This window comes from Pseudomonas sp. N40(2020) (assembly GCF_014472415.1).
Taxonomy (GTDB): Bacteria; Pseudomonadota; Gammaproteobacteria; order Pseudomonadales; family Pseudomonadaceae; genus Aquipseudomonas.
This window is the reverse complement of record NZ_JACSZV010000011.1, coordinates 103583-118625: the sequence shown is the minus strand read 5'-3', so window position 1 is coordinate 118625 and position 15043 is coordinate 103583. Positions and strand designations below refer to the sequence as shown.

The following is a 15043-nucleotide window of genomic DNA, read 5'->3' as shown; positions in this document are numbered from 1 at the left end:
GCCGAAGGCTGCGATCTTTTGATTTTCCGGATCAAAAGATCGCAGCCTTCGGCAGCTCCTACACGGGGGGATTTTTGTCAGTACAGTGATAACAGGTTCGAACCGAGAAACAGCTGATCAATCCAGAACACCTGGTGCAACACGACGATCACCCAGAACAGCACCTGAAACGACACCTTGCGCGTCTTGTGCCGGAACACTTGCTGGGCGACCAGTGCGCCCGGCCACCCCCCGGCCAGTTCCACTGCGTGGAGGATGTTTTCCGGCGTGCGCCACGCATCGGTGCGAGCCTTGCGCTTGTCGGCCCAATACATAAAGAACGCCAGCACGCTGACGACGCCATACGCCGCCAGCGGGACCAGCGAGATCCCGCGCAACCACATCGACAGCGATCCGAACACCGGCAGCGCGCAGACAATCAGCAGCACCAGCAGCTTCAGCTTGAGGTTTTGAATACTGCCACCGGACGGGCGACCTTTAGGGCGGCGGGCGCGGGAATCACTCATGGTTTGGACGCCGACCAGTCCACCCAGCCAAACTGCCACGTCGCCAGAATGACCAGGCCGAACACGATCCGGTACCAGGCAAATGCCGCATAGCTGTGGCTGCCGATGAACTTGAGCAACCCGCGCACGGCGATCATGGCGAAGATGAACGCGGTGACGAACCCGATGGCAAACACCGGGAAGTCCGCCGGCACAAACAGATCGCGGTACTTGTAGCCCGAGTAAACCGCAGCACCGACCATGGTCGGCATCGCGAGGAAGAACGAAAACTCGGTGGCTGTTTTGCGCGACAGGCCGAACAACAGGCCGCCAATGATCGTCGAGCCGGAACGCGACGTGCCGGGAATCATCGCCAGGCACTGGGCGAAACCGATTTTCAGCGCGTCCGTCCAGCGAATCTCATCGACCGTTTCCGCGTGCACCTCATGCTGACGCTGCTCAGCCCACAACATGATGATGCCGCCCACCACCAGCGCAGCAGCGACGGTGATCGGGTTGAACAGGTACTCGTGGATCAGATCGGCAAAGATCACGCCCAGCACCACGGCGGGCAGAAAAGCGATCAGCAGGTTGGCGGTGAAACGCCGCGCGCTGGGTTGCGTCGGCAAGCCAACCACCACATCGAGAATCTTGCGACGAAACTCCCAGACCACCGCGAGGATCGCGCCGAGCTGGATGATGATGTTGAACGCCATGGCTCGTTCGCCGCCGAAGTCGAGCAAGTCGGCAACGATGATCTGGTGTCCGGTACTGGAAATGGGCAAAAACTCCGTCAGCCCTTCTACAACGCCTAGTATCAGTGCCTGCAAGGCCATCCAAAGATCCATCAATCCCCCAAAGAGCGATGCACGCCGGCATGCCCCGATAGTATTTTTCTTTCGTTCACTGCGATCAGCGTAGCTGGTTGTTGCTGTACCGATTCCGCGCACACAGGATCCACACGAAACAGTCAAAATTCCGTGAAATAGCAACTTGGATTCAGGTTTTCACGCGCGGGGCCGAAATCCTAACAGACAAGCCTTAATAGCGCTGCCGCGTTATACGACTTGGGTCGCGTATGCCCGCCCACGGAATCGTGGTTGGATGCTGGCGGTCGTTTATTACAAGAAAAAGAATCCGGAGTGACAGCGTTATGAACAGCTTGCGCAGTGTGTCGATCAGCCGACGCTTGTGGCTCATCTTGATTGTGGCGGTGGTCATGTTGCTGACCTTGGGCGTGTTGATGCTCAAGCAGATTCACGACGACCTGTATCAAGCCAAGGCCCAGAAAACCCAGCACGTGGTGCAGACCGCCAGTGGTTTATTGACGTACTACCACGATCTGGAAACAGCTGGCACCCTGACCAAGGAAGCCGCGCAGAAACAGGCACTCACCGCCATTCGGGGCCTGCGTTACGACCAGAGCGACTATTTCTGGATCAACGACCTCACGCCCGTCATGGTCATGCACCCGACCAATCCCAAGCTTGAAGGCCAGAATCTCTCGGCGATCCGCGATCCGGATGGTTTTGCCGTGTTTAACGAAATGGTCGCCATCGCCAAGAGCAAAGGCGCCGGCATGGTCGATTACCGGTGGCCGAAACCGGGCGCCAGTGAGCCGGTGGCTAAAACCTCTTACGTGAAACTGTTCGAGCCTTGGGGCTGGGTGCTCGGTTCCGGCGTTTATGTCGATGATGTGCAGGCCGAATTTCAGGGCCAAATGATCAAGGCGACGGTGATCGGCCTGGTGATTGCCCTGATCATGGCATTGCTGGTCATCATGATCGCGCGCAGCATCGTGCGCCCGTTGCAGGAAACCGTGAACGCCATGGCCAACATCGCCAGCGGCGAAAGCGACCTCACCCGCAGCCTCGATACCCACGGCAAGGATGAAGTCACGGAACTCGCACATCACTTCAACGCCTTCACCGCCAAATTGCGCGGTGTTATTGGTGAGTTGCAGGTGTCGGCCAGTGCGCTGGGCCAGTCGTCCAGCGAACTGGGCAACGATGCTTCCCAGGCTCAGCAACGCAGCCAGCAGCAATCGCAACAGATGGAACTGGTGGCCACCGCAATCAACGAGGTGACCTACGGCGTGCAGGATGTGGCGAAAAACGCCGAACATGCGGCCGCTGAAATGCGTGACGCCGAGGCGCAGGCGCAACAGGGCCAGATCAACATCGACGGCAGCCTGCAACAGATCGACAAGCTGTCCGGCACCATTGATCAGGCGGTGGAAGTGATTCGTACCCTCGCCGCCGAAAGCACCCAGATCGGCAGTGTGCTGGAAGTGATTCGCTCGATTGCCGAACAGACCAATCTGCTGGCGCTCAACGCGGCCATTGAAGCAGCACGGGCTGGCGAACAGGGCCGAGGGTTTGCCGTGGTCGCGGATGAAGTGCGCTTGCTGGCACAGCGTACGCAGAAGTCGACGGCGGAAATCCAGTCGATGATCGAGCGCCTGCAAAACCACTCCGAGGCGGCGGTCAAGGTGATCGGCGACAGCAGCAAAGCTTCGCAATTGACCATTGAACAGGCCGGGCTGGCGGGTGCAAGCCTGAATGCCATCGGCCAGGCACTGCGCAACCTCAATGGCCTGAATGCGTCAATTGCCAGTGCCACACTGCAACAGGCGCATGTGGTCGAGGACATCAATCAGAACGTCACGCAAGCGGCCGGTTTGTCTCACAGCACGGCGCTGGCGGCGGAGCAGTCGAGTGTCGCCAGCGTGCGACTCGGACAATTGAGCGAACAGTTAAACAACCTCCTGCGCCAGTTCCGCGTGTAACACACCTATGGGAGCGAGCTAAATTTTCAGCAGGCTCACTCCCACAGGTTTTCTCGGTACAATCCGCCCCCGTCTTCAACTCCCCCAAGGAACCCCCATGTCCGGGCTTGAACTGTTTGCCGCCGCTCTCGGTGTGATCGCCGTGTGGCTGACGGTCAAACAGAATCCGTGGTGCTGGCCGATCGGGCTGGTCATGGTGTTGCTCTATAGCTGGATCTTCTTTGAAGTGAAGCTGTATTCGGACATGTTGCTGCAAGTAATCTACGCCGCTTTGCAACTCTACGGCTGGTGGCAGTGGACGCGTGCGGGGACGATGCATGACGGGCGCGAGGTGACGCGTCTGGATACTCGCTCGGTGTTGCTTGGCCTGAGTGTTGGCGCTGTCGGCAGTGTCCTGCTCGGGGCGGCCATGGCCCACTGGACTGACGCCGCGCAACCGTGGCTGGACGCCGCGCTCACCGGTTTCAGCCTGGTCGCGCAGTTATGGATGGCACAAAAACGCCTGCAATGCTGGGCACTGTGGTTTGTGCTTGATGTGATTTTTGTCGGCTTGTTCCTCTACAAGGGGCTTTACCTGACCGCCGCCCTGTATGCACTGTTTACGCTGATTGCGATTCAGGGCTGGCGCGAATGGCGCGCCGATCCGGCGTTGCGTACTTGAAGGTCGTGGTTTTGACCGGCCCCGAATCCACTGGCAAGAGCTGGCTGGCGGCAGGCCTTCAGCAACGGTTCGGCGGACTGCGGGTGGACGAGTATGTGCGCTGGTTCATCGAGCAGAATCCCCGTGACACCTGTCTGGCGGACATTCCCGAGATCGCCCGCGGCCAGCTGCAATGGGAAGATCAGGCGCGAGCGCAAAAGCCGTCGCTGCTGATTCTCGACACCCACCTGCTGAGCAACATCCTCTGGAGCCAGACCCTGTTTGGCGACTGCCCGACGTGGCTTGAACCGCAATTGCTGTCGCGACATTACGATCTGCATCTTTTGCTGTCTCCGGAACAGATCGACTGGACCGATGACGGCCAGCGCTGCCAGCCGGATCTGGATGAGCGCCTTGGGTTCTATCGAGCCACTCGCGACTGGCTTGAGCTACATCGACAGCCGTTCCAGATCATTCAGGGCGACTGGTCCGAGCGCCAGACGCAAGCGTTTGCCGCTGTGGCGACTTTGCTGGACGAGTAAGGGTATTCGGCCCAACCTCCCCACTGTTTACCCCTGCTTTGGGGCAAAAGTGTCCATTCCTGAAACACTCGCGTGAGTGCAAAGTGCCCGTTTCAACGGCATTCATCGCTTTGTCACACCGGTTGTTACGCCGTTGAAACACCCCGCCGCAAACCCTTGTTCCAGAGCATTGCTCAGCCAATAGACCGGTCGGCAATCCTGTACGTGTTTCAACAATGAAACAGCTTGCGCATCAGGCATGCCCGACTTCGCCTTAACTCATTGATATTGCGCAACAATCAAAAAGCGGCACAGCTTTCGCTCTTTCCTTCCCAACGCTGACTAGGGCCAGCCCACTGAAGAAGGAATTGCCGCCGTGGGGAACTTCAATAAAAGCTTGACCTGCCTCCTGCTGATCGGATCAGCAGCCAGCACAATCCTCAGTTTCAACGTTCAGGCCGAAGGCAACGGCGTTATCGTCCTCAACCGCGATGTACAGCCTATCCCTATTGGTCGCAGCGGCGGCAAAGACCCCTACCCAACGACCGTCAACGCCAACCCTTCGGCGCGCATCAACCAAGCGATGAACAGCACCGAACTCAACGACGGTGACTTTGCCAGTGTCGCCAGCGGCTCTTCGATTCGCGGCAACATCACCACGCCTACGGCAAACATGCCGGGCATGAACACCCTCACCAACCCCAACGGCATGCCCGGCATGAACGGCGGTCACGGCGGCGGCGCTGGCGGTTCGATCTCCAACACCGTCAATCGCGCAATGAGCTCCGGCCTTGCTCCGCTGACCCGCATGGCTGGAGGCCAATAAGATGAATCGCACCCTTGTGCTGCTCGCCCTTCTCGGCTGCACCCACGCAATGGCCGACCCCGGCTCAGTGAACAACGCGAACATTCAGGACACCGGCATCCAGTACCGCGGCAATTACAACGTCAACCAGGCCGCCGGCGACCAGATGCAACAGACCAACACCAAGGCTATCGCCATTGGTACTTCGGCCAGCGCCACTACCAACGTCAGGCAGCGGATCGATACTCCGGCCAATGCCTCGACGAATGCCAGCGCAACCATTGGCGGCAACTCTTTCAGTAACGGCAACGGGATCCTGGGCGTGAACCAGGGCGCCGGGGCCAACAACCAGATGGCCAACGTGACGCGCGTCAGCATCAGTGCTGCCCCGCAGAGCGTTGACGACAGCGCCCTTTCGCAACAGAACGTGGCGTTGTTACCGAGCTCAGGAGCAACTGGTACCTCAATCGGCAGTCGCCAGGTCACGACAAGTGATCAGGCCTTCACCGGCAGCCGAGGGGTAATCCAGGTGAACCAGAGTGCCGGGGTGGGGAACCGTATGGCTAACACCCTGAGCATCCGGGTCGCAGACTGACCCAAATAAAAAGCAGTGCAATTAGAAAGTACCAACACTTAACCAACTAATAAGCACGGAGAAACACCATGAAACCTACAATGGCTCTCAAACCACTGGTTTTCGCACTTGCAGCAGTGATGGCAATCGCAGCACAGGCAGGCGGTCGTGATGACGATCATGGTAATGGGCACGGCAATAATCACGGGCCTAAAGGGCCAACTTTAGAACAACTGCTGCAAATCGGCGCTGGCGCCGGGGCTGCCGTACTCGACACCCAAAACAGCGATGGCAACCTGGTCGGCAACCAAGGCACCAAAAATGATGCCAGCGTCAGAGACTCGGCAAACGGCACCAACGGCAACGTCGGCATGAACAACACCGCCGGTGATGGCAACCAGCAAGACAACGCCGCTGCATTGGCTACCGCTGACGAAAGCTTCATCTTCGGCACTGCCGTGGCCGTTTCCAGCGCCACCCAGGTCAACAACAACAACGCGGTTGCCAACTACTCGACAACCAACAACGCCAACCTCAACAACGTGGGTAACGGCGGTTCCGGCAACATTGGTGTGAACAACAGTGCCGGCAACTTCAACCAACAGAAAAACAACCTGGCTATTGCTGTATCGGGTGGTCGTGTAGCTAACGCCGCTGCTGCTGCGAACCAAAGCTCCACAGGCCTTGTGGTGTCCAACAACGGCACTCAAGTCTACAAAAAAGAAACCCTCACTGGCACCATCGCCGCTGCCGGCGCGTTCGCTGCAGTTGGCAAGGCTACCATCGAAGGTGATAAAGGCCATGGTGGTTATGGCGGCAACGACCGCGGTAACGGCGGCTATGGCGGCAGCAAAGACCAGAAAGCAACCTTCGAAGCTGTGGGCATCTTCGGTCTCGCTGGCGTAACCACGCAACAAGTGCTGACCCCAGACGGCTGGAAAAACCCTGTGACCAACAACGCAAACGTCTCCAACGTTGGTAACAACTTCTCCGGTAACGCTGGTTACAACAACGCCGCTGGTGTGGGTAACCAACAAAGCAACTCGCTGTCCATCGCCGCAGGTTGCAAAGCCTGCATGTAATCGCGATCGAAACGAAAGCCCCGGAAACGGGGCTTTTCCTCAGTCCGCAAAGGCGTATCGATCATGCGTAAGACTGCCCTTCTCGCTTTACTTTGCCTGTCCGGCCTGACTCAGGCCGCCCAGATGCCAGTGGCCGCCCTGCCGGGTGGCGTGTTGGTCTACAAGGACGTGCAAAGCATTCGTGAGCGCAAGTTTGCCGACATTGTCGAACAGAAAACCGATTTCAGCTGCGGTGCCGCCGCACTGGCCACGGTGTTACGCCAGGCTTATTGGCTCGACGTCGATGAGGAGCACATCATCAAAGGCATGCTGGTCCACGCTGACCAGGACCTTGTTCGTACTCAGGGTTTCTCCATGCTCGACATGAAGCGCTACATAGAAAGCATCGGCATGCGCGCCAGGGGCTACAAGATTCCATCGGAGAAGCTAGACGCAATCACGATTCCGGTGGTGGTACTGATGGACATTCGCGGCTACAAGCATTTCGTGGTGTTGCAGCGTGCGGACAAGGATTGGGTTTACATCGGAGACCCGGTTCTAGGGCACAAACGCTACAGCCATGGTGACTTTGTCAAAGGTTGGAACGGCATTGTCTTTGCCATCGTCGGTCCCGGATACGACAAGGCCAATGCCTTGCGCAGCCCGCCGACACCGCTGACGGCCAAGAACAAGCTGGATGGCTTCAACCCGGTCAAAGATGCTGAATTGATGGATTTCGGGTTCATACAGAGCGACTTCTTTTAATCGCCGATTATAAAGAATGGGACTGGATGTCCCGGGAGCAGCAAATGAAAACCTCATACTGGCTGGTCGCCGCCTGCCTGGCAGCGAGTGCGTCAGGCTATGCCAATGCAGGATTCAAACCTATAGAAATCAAGGACCAGGAGCTCGCCGAGCTACGCGGTCGTTATGTCATGCCGGGGCGGATCATCAGCTTCGGCATTGTCATGAGCAGTACCTGGCGCAACGCCAGTGGTGATTTGATCGGCGCATCGACCTCGATGCAACTTCAGGCCGCAACGGTCAAACCAGAATTCTATGTCCAGACAATCAAGGAACATGGCAACGGCAATGCCCTCGCGGCGGGTACCGGCACGATTACCGGTGGCGCCGGCCTCGACAGCAGCCAGGGCGTGACACAAAGCGTGCGCGCCGCCGGCGACAGCAACACGGCTTACAACAACGTCGCGATCAATGTCTCCGAAGCCAAACAGGCACCGGCGCTCATGCCCGCTCAGGGTCAAGCCTTGATGGCCGGACAAACCATCGGAGGCAGCAACGCCGCCGGCAGCGTGGCGGTTTCGGCCACCGGCAGTGGCGTTCAAATGGCCATTCAGGCGTCCGGCAATCAAGGCAGCTCCCTGCAACAAGTCGCCCAAGGTGGATTGTTACAAAACACCCGCCTGCTCGGCAGTGCCAACGTGGTCAACAACATGACCCAACTCAACGTTGTACTGAACAATAACGGTATGAGCGCCGGTGCACTGGACTGCAACCTGACTCAGCTCAGGGCACTACGCAATATCGGATATTGAACTACGCTGAGTCTCGATCATTGGGCTTAAAGGGACGGCTTATTCATGTATCGATCAGTATCACTGCGCGCTGCTGTATGTTTGAGCGCTCTTCTACCGGCGACGATGCTGCAAGCTGCACCTGACGCCGATTTAGAAGCTCTGAAACAGGAACTTCTGGAGCTTAAGCAACGATACGAAGTACAACAAAAAGCCTTGGCGGTACTCGAGCAGCGAGTCCGCCAGGTTGAAGATCAACCCGCCGCTCCACCACCCAAACGTCTGGCCAAGTCGCCGTCCGACATGAAAGGCAATCCGAAAGTGGCCACCGGTACCGGGGCCGCAGCCGCGTCGGGGGGCGCTGCCGGGGGTAGTGGCGCTTCCTACGGGCAGTCGCTGGCCGATGATTCGCAACCGGCGCAAAGTGTCTCCAACCTGTATGACGAGGCCAGTGGCTTCTTTGGTGGCGGCAAATTCAGCGTTGAAACCGGCATCACTTATTCGCGCTACGATACCCGCCAGTTGATCCTCAACGGGTTCCTGGCGCTGGATTCGATCTTCCTCGGCAATATCAACCTGGACCGGATCAAGGCGGACACCTGGACGCTCGATCTCACCGGCCGCTACAACTTCGATAACCGCTGGCAATTCGACTTGAACGTGCCGGTGGTGTACCGCAGTTCGACTTATCAATCCGGCGGCGGTAATGGCGGCGCTTCCAACGTCACCACCGAACAGGACGTCGACCGCGATCCAACCATCGGTGACGTGAACTTCGGCATCGCCTACAAGTTCCTCGACGAGTCGGTCAATACCCCGGACGCCGTGGTGACCTTGCGCGTCAAGGCCCCCACCGGCAAGGACCCGTTCGGCATCAAGCTGCGCCAGACCGACGCCAACTCGAACCTGTTCGTGCCTGACACCCTGCCCACCGGCAATGGTGTCTGGTCGGTCACCCCCGGCATCTCGCTGGTCAAGACGTTCGACCCGGCCGTGCTGTTCGGCAGCCTGTCCTACACCCATAACCTGGAGGAGTCGTTCGACGACATCAGCTCCACCGTCAACCAGAAAAACCCGGGCAAGGTGAAGATCGGCGACAGCTTCCAGATCGGCGCAGGTATTGCTTTTGCGCTGAATGAGAAGATGAGCATGTCGTTCTCGATGTCTGACCTGATACAGCGCAAGAGCAAGCTGAAACAGGATGGCGGCGAATGGCAATCTGTGGTGTCCAGTGACGCCAACGCCGGTTACTTCAACGTCGGCATGACCATTGCGGCCACCGACAATCTGACCATCGTGCCCAACCTGTCCATCGGTTTGACGGACGATGCCCCGGACTTTTCCTTCAGCCTGAAATTCCCGTACTACTTCTAAGCGTCAGGACATGAAAAAGGCCCGCTGCGAGATGATCGCAGCGGGCCTTTTCCATGCTCCCGCCCTAGCGGATCTGGTGCTTGTGCAGCAAACGGTAAAACGTCGGCCGGGAAACGCCGAGCACTTTTGCCGCAACGCTGAGGTTGTCACTGTGCCGGTTCAACACATCGCAAAGCGCCTGGCGTTCGGCGCGGGTCTTGTAGTCCTCAAGCGTGCCCATGGGCGTGGCGATCGAGTGCTGGCTGATCAGCCCCAGATCACGTGCTTCGATCTGCCGCCCTTCAGCCAGGACCAAGCCGCGACGCACGCGGTTGGCCAGTTCACGCACATTGCCCGGCCAGTCATGTTTGCCCATCGCAATCAGCGCATCTTCACTGAAACTGCGCGGTCGACGCCCGGTTTCGTGGCTATAAAAGTGGGAAAAGTGGTTGGCCAGCATCGACAGATCACCATGGCGCTCTCGCAACGGCGCCGTGACCACTTGCAGAACGTTGAGCCGGTAATACAGGTCTTCGCGAAAACGCTTCTTCTCGATCGCCGCTTCGAGGTCGACGTGGGTCGCCGCCAGAACGCGGACATCGACAGGGATCGGTTGACTGCCACCGACCCGCTCAATGTGTTTTTCCTGAAGAAAACGCAGCAGGTTGGCTTGCAGCTCCAGCGGCAGATCACCGATTTCATCGAGAAAGAGGGTGCCTCCGTTGGCCGCTTCTATGCGCCCGACCTTGCGCTGATGAGCGCCGGTAAATGCACCTTTTTCGTGGCCGAACAGCTCGGACTGAATCAGATGCTCGGGAATAGCGCCGCAGTTGATCGCCACAAACGGCTTGCTGTGGCGCTGAGACTGCCGATGCAGCGTGCGCGCGACCAGTTCTTTACCGGTGCCGCTTTCGCCGCGGATCAACACCGGCGACTCGGTGGGCGCCAGTTTGCTCAGCAATTTACGCAGCTCGCGGATCGGTTTGCTGTCGCCCAACAGTTCGTGCTCGGGCTGATCCACATGGATCGTGCCCTGGCCACGCAGGCGCGCCATGCCGAAGGCGCGGCCGAGGGTGACTTGCACCCGCGAGACGTCGAACGGCAAGGTGTGAAAATCGAAAAACCATTCGCAGACGAAGTCACCAACATTCTGCAAACGCAGGACTTCCTGATTGAGCACAGCGATCCATTCAGTGCCGCTGCGGCTGATCAGTTCCTTGACGGCTTCGGGACGTTCCAGGTGAAACGGCTGCAAACGCAGAAGGCCGACGTCACAGGTGCGGTCGGCCGCGTTTTCCAGCGTACAACTGTCGACATCCCATCCCACCGCGCGCAAACCGGGCAATAGTCGATGACAGTCGTCACACGGATCGACCACCAATAAACGTCGTAACGCAGGCGCTTCACTCATGACTGTTCCTTGGCGCCAAATTATAGGAAATGATTGTAAAAACAGTCATTTGGCAGACCTGGCTGTAACATTAGCAAGATTTTGACAGCGCCTTGTATCAATTGCTTATACGTGTGCAGGCAAACTCGTTATAAGTGGCTCGGTTGTTAGTTAGCTATCGACTTACTTCCTCTTACAGAGCTTTCACCAGGCTTTCAAAAACTCCCGGACAAGCCGGTAAATGAAAGAAAGTTGAAATTTCTTTGTTTCAGGTGTGACCTGCTCCCCGGTTGCGTGCATCAGTACAAGTAACCAGCCGCACGGTAAGCCCAACCGACGGCACATCATTTGATTGGGCACGACAGAGAGAAGACCCCATGACCGCCCCGCTCCGTATCAACGAAGCTCTTTTGATTGCCAACCACGCGTTCAAACCTTTCCAGTGCGTGGCCTGGGCGCCTCAAGACGGCAATGGCGAACTGAGCCTGACCGTGATTGATCGCACCAATTCCCATATCGGTCGTAAACAGATTCCAAGCAGCGCCTACTCCGATCCGGCACAGCTTGAGCAACTTCTGCAGCAAGCCCGCGCCGAACTGAGCGATGAAGGTTACACGCTGCAATCCTGGTCGATGCCACACTAATAGCCGGGTGATGCGGATGACGTTCAAGTCATCCGCCCTCCTCTTGTTAGTTGCTCTTTCTATTATTTATCCGCACTTCTGTACAACTTTCCGTAACGGGTCCCAGCATAATTGCTTGGCAGGCTCGCTATTGGTTCCAAAAGACACTGTTCTGGCACAGTGTGACCCTCCACCTGTTATTTCTTACAGTTGTACTTCCTCTTGTTCAGGGATTGAATGTTCCGCTCATGCAGTTACCGCCGGTTCCCGGTATTGGTCTACTCGCAAGGAGATGCGTGCATGTCCACACTGAACGCTTTTGCGCTGCCATCGTTATCTAACGATGCCGGTCAACTCGACAAAACGTTTGCCGTCAACGGCGTCGCTCAAGTGTATTTCGCGGGTAGTTTGTCCAGCCTGACTCAGGATGTTGCGCTCGATGCGCAGGGCCGGATTCTGGTGGCAGCCAAAGTCGGGGTGGCCGCCGGCAGCCGTTTCGGCCTTGCGCGGCTGCTCGCGGATGGCTCCGCCGATTTGTCCTTCGGCGAGCAAGGCAGCGTGATCGACACCTTTGCGCATGGGTTCGACGCCACGGCCAGCAAAGTGCAAGCATTGCCCGATGGGCGAATCCTGTTGGCCGGCCTGCATTATGAAAACAGCCATCGCACCCTGCCCGCCCTCGCCCTGTTCGATGCGCAAGGTAATCCGGAGCAAATCTTTGGTGACAATGGTCGTCAGGTGGTTCGCCTGCCGGGCGATTTGTCGATGGGCGCCCGCGACACCTGGCTCCCGCCCGGCGTGCCCGGTGCCGAAGCCTGCGACTTCGCGGTACAGGACGATGGCCACATTCTGTTGATTGCCAACCATCACTTCGAACTGGCCGACCATGCCGGGATGTTGATTCGCCTCAAACCCGACGGCAGCCTGGATGAAACCTTCAACGGCCGTGGCTTCGTGATGATCCGTCACTTGCTGCTCAATACCTGGCTCAATAGCCTGCTGCTTCAGGAAGATGGGCGAATCGTGGTAGCAGGATCAATCGATTTTCCTCAGCAAGGCCTGTTGGCCCGTTACCTGCCCGATGGGCGTCTTGACGAACGTTTTGCGGTGGACGGCTTCATGGCGTTCACTGCCAACGGTCAAAGTGCCCAGGTCAGTCAGGTTCTTGAGTCCACGAACACGCTGCACTGCTTCGGCAGCAGCCGCGATCCGATCCGCTGCCTGGCGTTCAGTCTGCATCCCAATGGCCGCCCGGACTTGCATCGCAACAACGGCCAGCCGCAACTCCTGGAAATCGGCCCCAGCGGCTGCCAGTGGAGCGCCGCCCAACGCATGGCCGACGGTCGCATGATCGCCGTAGGTGCAACGATTGGTGGGTTGGAAGCTGATTTCATCGTTGCCCGCTACTGCGCAAATGGCCATCTGGACTCGAGCTTCGGCAAAGGCTGCGGATGGTTGCGCACACGCCTGGGCCGCAGTCTCGACACGGCCAACTCACTGGCGGTGCAAACGGACGGCGCAATTGTGGTTGGCGGCTACTCGCTGGATGGCAACTACCGGGCAATGGTTGCGCGGTATCTTAATCCCTGAGAGCTTGATCTTCCTCGACACATCCGGCAACTTGCGCGCTTCTTAAAACAAGGAGCAACCGATGTCCGGTTCAATGGCCCAGGCGTTCGCGCAAAATTTTCTCGGGCATTCGCCACGCTGGTACAAGGCGACCATCGTTGGCTTCCTGATCCTCAATGCGCTCGTGCTGTTCACCGCAGGTCCGGTCGCGGCGGGTTGGCTGTTGGTGATTGAGTTCATCTTCACTCTGGCCATGGCCCTCAAGTGCTATCCGCTGATGCCCGGCGGACTGCTGCTGATCGAAGCCCTGCTGTTGAAGATGACCACGCCGCAGGCGCTTTATGATGAACTGGTACACAACTTCCCCGTGATCCTGCTGCTGATGTTCATGGTTGCTGGCATCTATTTCATGAAGGATCTGCTGCTGTTTTTGTTCTCGCGGCTGTTGTTGGGCGTGCGTTCGAAAGCGGCGCTGGCGCTGATGTTCTGCTTTCTCTCGGCATTTCTGTCGGCATTTCTCGATGCATTGACGGTCACCGCCGTGATCATCAGCGCCGCCGTGGGTTTTTATTCGGTCTACCACCGCGTGGCGTCTGGCAACGATCCGCGCCAGGACAGCGGGTTCAGCGATGACCAACATCTGCCGACCTTGCACCACGAGGATCTGGAACAGTTTCGCGCCTTCCTGCGCAGCCTGCTGATGCATGGCGCGGTCGGTACCGCGCTCGGTGGTGTATGCACGTTGGTTGGTGAGCCGCAGAACCTGCTGATCGGCCATGAAATGGGTTGGCACTTCGCAGAGTTTTTCCTGAAAGTCGCGCCGGTATCCTTGCCGGTATTGGCAGCCGGTCTGGTGACTTGCGTATTGCTGGAGAAACTGCGCTGGTTCGGTTACGGCACGCTGCTGCCGGACAACGTTCGCGCGGTGTTGGCCAATTACGCGGCCGAAGATAATGCCGAACGCACCTCACGCCAACGCGCCGCATTACTGGTGCAAGGCGCCGCGGCGTTGATTCTGATCGGTTGTCTGGCCTTTCACGTTGCTGAAGTTGGCTTGATCGGTTTGATGGTAATCGTGTTGATCACCGCGTTTACCGGTATCACTGACGAGCACCGTCTAGGTAGCGCATTCAAGGACGCCATGCCGTTCACCGCGTTGCTGGTAGTGTTCTTTGCCGTGGTGGCGGTGATTCATGATCAACAGCTGTTTGCACCGCTGATCGAGTGGGTGCTGGCACTGCCGGTCGATCAACAACCGGGCATGCTGTTTATCGCCAATGGTCTGCTGTCGGCGATCAGCGACAACGTGTTTGTCGCGACCATCTACATCACCGAAGTGAAACAGGCGTTCCTGGCCGGGCACATGAGCCGCGAGCACTTCGAGACGCTGGCAATTGCGATCAACACCGGTACCAATCTGCCGAGCGTTGCCACACCGAATGGTCAGGCGGCGTTCCTGTTCCTGTTAACCTCGGCCATTGCGCCGTTGGTGCGGTTGTCTTATGGGCGGATGGTGTGGATGGCATTGCCGTACACGATCGTGATGGGCCTGCTCGGCTGGTACGCCGTTAGCTTCTGGCTGTAACACCGCAGAGTAAAACTGTAGGAGTGAGCCTGCTCGCGATGAGGGAGTGTCAAACACCATTCTTGGTCTGACACACCACCATCGCGAGCAGGCTCACTTCTACATTTGTTTCTG

The 15043-nt window shown here is 58.0% G+C and carries 15 protein-coding genes; 12 read left to right on the top strand and 3 right to left on the bottom strand.

Annotated elements, in window-relative coordinates; genetic code table 11:
• Positions 1-77: 77 nt before the first annotated feature.
• Together IAI51_RS10295 and IAI51_RS10290 are read right to left on the bottom strand one after the other, a co-directional pair.
• Positions 78-506, bottom strand: a complete 429-nt coding sequence (locus IAI51_RS10295; protein ID WP_187678377.1) for a DUF1294 domain-containing protein — start codon at positions 504-506, stop codon at positions 78-80.
• Positions 503-1333 (bottom strand): undecaprenyl-diphosphate phosphatase, encoded by an 831-nt coding sequence (locus IAI51_RS10290; RefSeq protein ID WP_187678376.1) that lies wholly within the window; start codon positions 1331-1333, stop codon positions 503-505. Before IAI51_RS10290 ends, IAI51_RS10295 begins: the two co-directional genes overlap by 4 nt.
• Before the next feature lie 305 nt (positions 1334-1638).
• On the opposite strand from IAI51_RS10290, the gene IAI51_RS10285 reads away from it, so the two are divergent.
• The 9 genes from IAI51_RS10285 (at position 1639) to IAI51_RS10245 (ending at position 9783) form a co-directional block, all read left to right on the top strand.
• Entirely contained in the window at positions 1639-3273 is a 1635-nt protein-coding gene (locus tag IAI51_RS10285) for a methyl-accepting chemotaxis protein (RefSeq protein WP_187678375.1), read from the top strand.
• 97 nt (positions 3274-3370) lie between these two features.
• Positions 3371-3934: a nicotinamide riboside transporter PnuC gene (pnuC, locus tag IAI51_RS10280; protein ID WP_187678374.1), complete on the top strand. Its 564-nt coding sequence runs from the start codon at positions 3371-3373 to the stop codon at positions 3932-3934.
• A complete protein-coding gene (locus IAI51_RS10275; RefSeq protein ID WP_187678380.1) occupies positions 3931-4455 on the top strand; it encodes an AAA family ATPase in 525 nt (174 codons plus the stop codon). Before pnuC ends, IAI51_RS10275 begins: the two co-directional genes overlap by 4 nt.
• 355 nt (positions 4456-4810) lie before the next feature.
• Positions 4811-5260, top strand: coding sequence for a hypothetical protein (locus tag IAI51_RS10270; RefSeq protein ID WP_187678373.1), 450 nt, complete (start codon positions 4811-4813; stop codon positions 5258-5260).
• Position 5261: 1 nt separating this feature from the next.
• Positions 5262-5834 carry an adhesin gene (locus tag IAI51_RS10265; RefSeq protein ID WP_187678372.1) on the top strand — a complete coding sequence of 191 codons (573 nt, stop codon included), beginning with the start codon at positions 5262-5264 and terminating at the stop codon, positions 5832-5834.
• Positions 5835-5902: 68 nt separating this feature from the next.
• On the top strand, positions 5903-6895 hold the full coding sequence (locus tag IAI51_RS10260; RefSeq protein WP_187678371.1) for a heme utilization protein: 993 nt from the start codon (positions 5903-5905) through the stop codon (positions 6893-6895).
• A 63-nt stretch (positions 6896-6958) separates the two neighbouring features.
• The gene (locus IAI51_RS10255; protein WP_187678370.1) at positions 6959-7639 is read left to right on the top strand and encodes a C39 family peptidase; all 681 of its coding nucleotides are present in this window, start codon (positions 6959-6961) and stop codon (positions 7637-7639) included.
• Positions 7640-7683: 44 nt separating this feature from the next.
• Positions 7684-8430, top strand: a complete 747-nt coding sequence (locus IAI51_RS10250; RefSeq protein ID WP_187678369.1) for a hypothetical protein — start codon at positions 7684-7686, stop codon at positions 8428-8430.
• A 45-nt stretch (positions 8431-8475) separates the two neighbouring features.
• Positions 8476-9783 carry a hypothetical protein gene (locus IAI51_RS10245; RefSeq protein WP_187678368.1) on the top strand — a complete coding sequence of 436 codons (1308 nt, stop codon included), beginning with the start codon at positions 8476-8478 and terminating at the stop codon, positions 9781-9783.
• A gap of 64 nt (positions 9784-9847) precedes the next feature.
• Here the strand turns inward: IAI51_RS10245 and IAI51_RS10240 are convergent, their stop codons facing one another.
• Entirely contained in the window at positions 9848-11173 is a 1326-nt protein-coding gene (locus IAI51_RS10240; RefSeq protein WP_187678367.1) for a sigma-54 dependent transcriptional regulator, read from the bottom strand.
• A gap of 356 nt (positions 11174-11529) precedes the next feature.
• Between IAI51_RS10240 and IAI51_RS10235 the strand changes: the two genes are divergently transcribed.
• The 3 genes from IAI51_RS10235 (at position 11530) to nhaB (ending at position 14929) form a co-directional block, all read left to right on the top strand.
• Positions 11530-11796 carry a hypothetical protein gene (locus tag IAI51_RS10235; RefSeq protein WP_095188991.1) on the top strand — a complete coding sequence of 89 codons (267 nt, stop codon included), beginning with the start codon at positions 11530-11532 and terminating at the stop codon, positions 11794-11796.
• Between the two features lie 279 nt (positions 11797-12075).
• Entirely contained in the window at positions 12076-13365 is a 1290-nt protein-coding gene (locus IAI51_RS10230) for a delta-60 repeat domain-containing protein (RefSeq protein ID WP_187678366.1), read from the top strand.
• A 61-nt stretch (positions 13366-13426) separates the two neighbouring features.
• On the top strand, positions 13427-14929 hold the full coding sequence (gene nhaB / locus IAI51_RS10225; protein WP_187678365.1) for a sodium/proton antiporter NhaB: 1503 nt from the start codon (positions 13427-13429) through the stop codon (positions 14927-14929).
• The last annotated feature ends 114 nt before the right edge of the window (positions 14930-15043 follow it).

Excerpts from the sequence above, each read along its gene's own strand:
- IAI51_RS10295 (WP_187678377.1), bottom strand. The coding sequence starts at position 506 with ATGAGTGATTCCCGCGCCCGCCGCCCTAAAGGTCGCCCGTCCGGTGGC.
- IAI51_RS10290 (WP_187678376.1), bottom strand. The coding sequence starts at position 1,333 with ATGGATCTTTGGATGGCCTTGCAGGCACTGATACTAGGCGTTGTAGAA.
- IAI51_RS10285 (WP_187678375.1), top strand. The coding sequence starts at position 1,639 with ATGAACAGCTTGCGCAGTGTGTCGATCAGCCGACGCTTGTGGCTCATC.
- pnuC (WP_187678374.1), top strand. The coding sequence starts at position 3,371 with ATGTCCGGGCTTGAACTGTTTGCCGCCGCTCTCGGTGTGATCGCCGTG.
- IAI51_RS10265 (WP_187678372.1), top strand. The coding sequence starts at position 5,262 with ATGAATCGCACCCTTGTGCTGCTCGCCCTTCTCGGCTGCACCCACGCA.
- IAI51_RS10260 (WP_187678371.1), top strand. The coding sequence starts at position 5,903 with ATGAAACCTACAATGGCTCTCAAACCACTGGTTTTCGCACTTGCAGCA.
- IAI51_RS10255 (WP_187678370.1), top strand. The coding sequence starts at position 6,959 with ATGCGTAAGACTGCCCTTCTCGCTTTACTTTGCCTGTCCGGCCTGACT.
- IAI51_RS10250 (WP_187678369.1), top strand. The coding sequence starts at position 7,684 with ATGAAAACCTCATACTGGCTGGTCGCCGCCTGCCTGGCAGCGAGTGCG.
- IAI51_RS10245 (WP_187678368.1), top strand. The coding sequence starts at position 8,476 with ATGTATCGATCAGTATCACTGCGCGCTGCTGTATGTTTGAGCGCTCTT.
- IAI51_RS10240 (WP_187678367.1), bottom strand. The coding sequence starts at position 11,173 with ATGAGTGAAGCGCCTGCGTTACGACGTTTATTGGTGGTCGATCCGTGT.
- IAI51_RS10235 (WP_095188991.1), top strand. The coding sequence starts at position 11,530 with ATGACCGCCCCGCTCCGTATCAACGAAGCTCTTTTGATTGCCAACCAC.
- IAI51_RS10230 (WP_187678366.1), top strand. The coding sequence starts at position 12,076 with ATGTCCACACTGAACGCTTTTGCGCTGCCATCGTTATCTAACGATGCC.
- nhaB (WP_187678365.1), top strand. The coding sequence starts at position 13,427 with ATGTCCGGTTCAATGGCCCAGGCGTTCGCGCAAAATTTTCTCGGGCAT.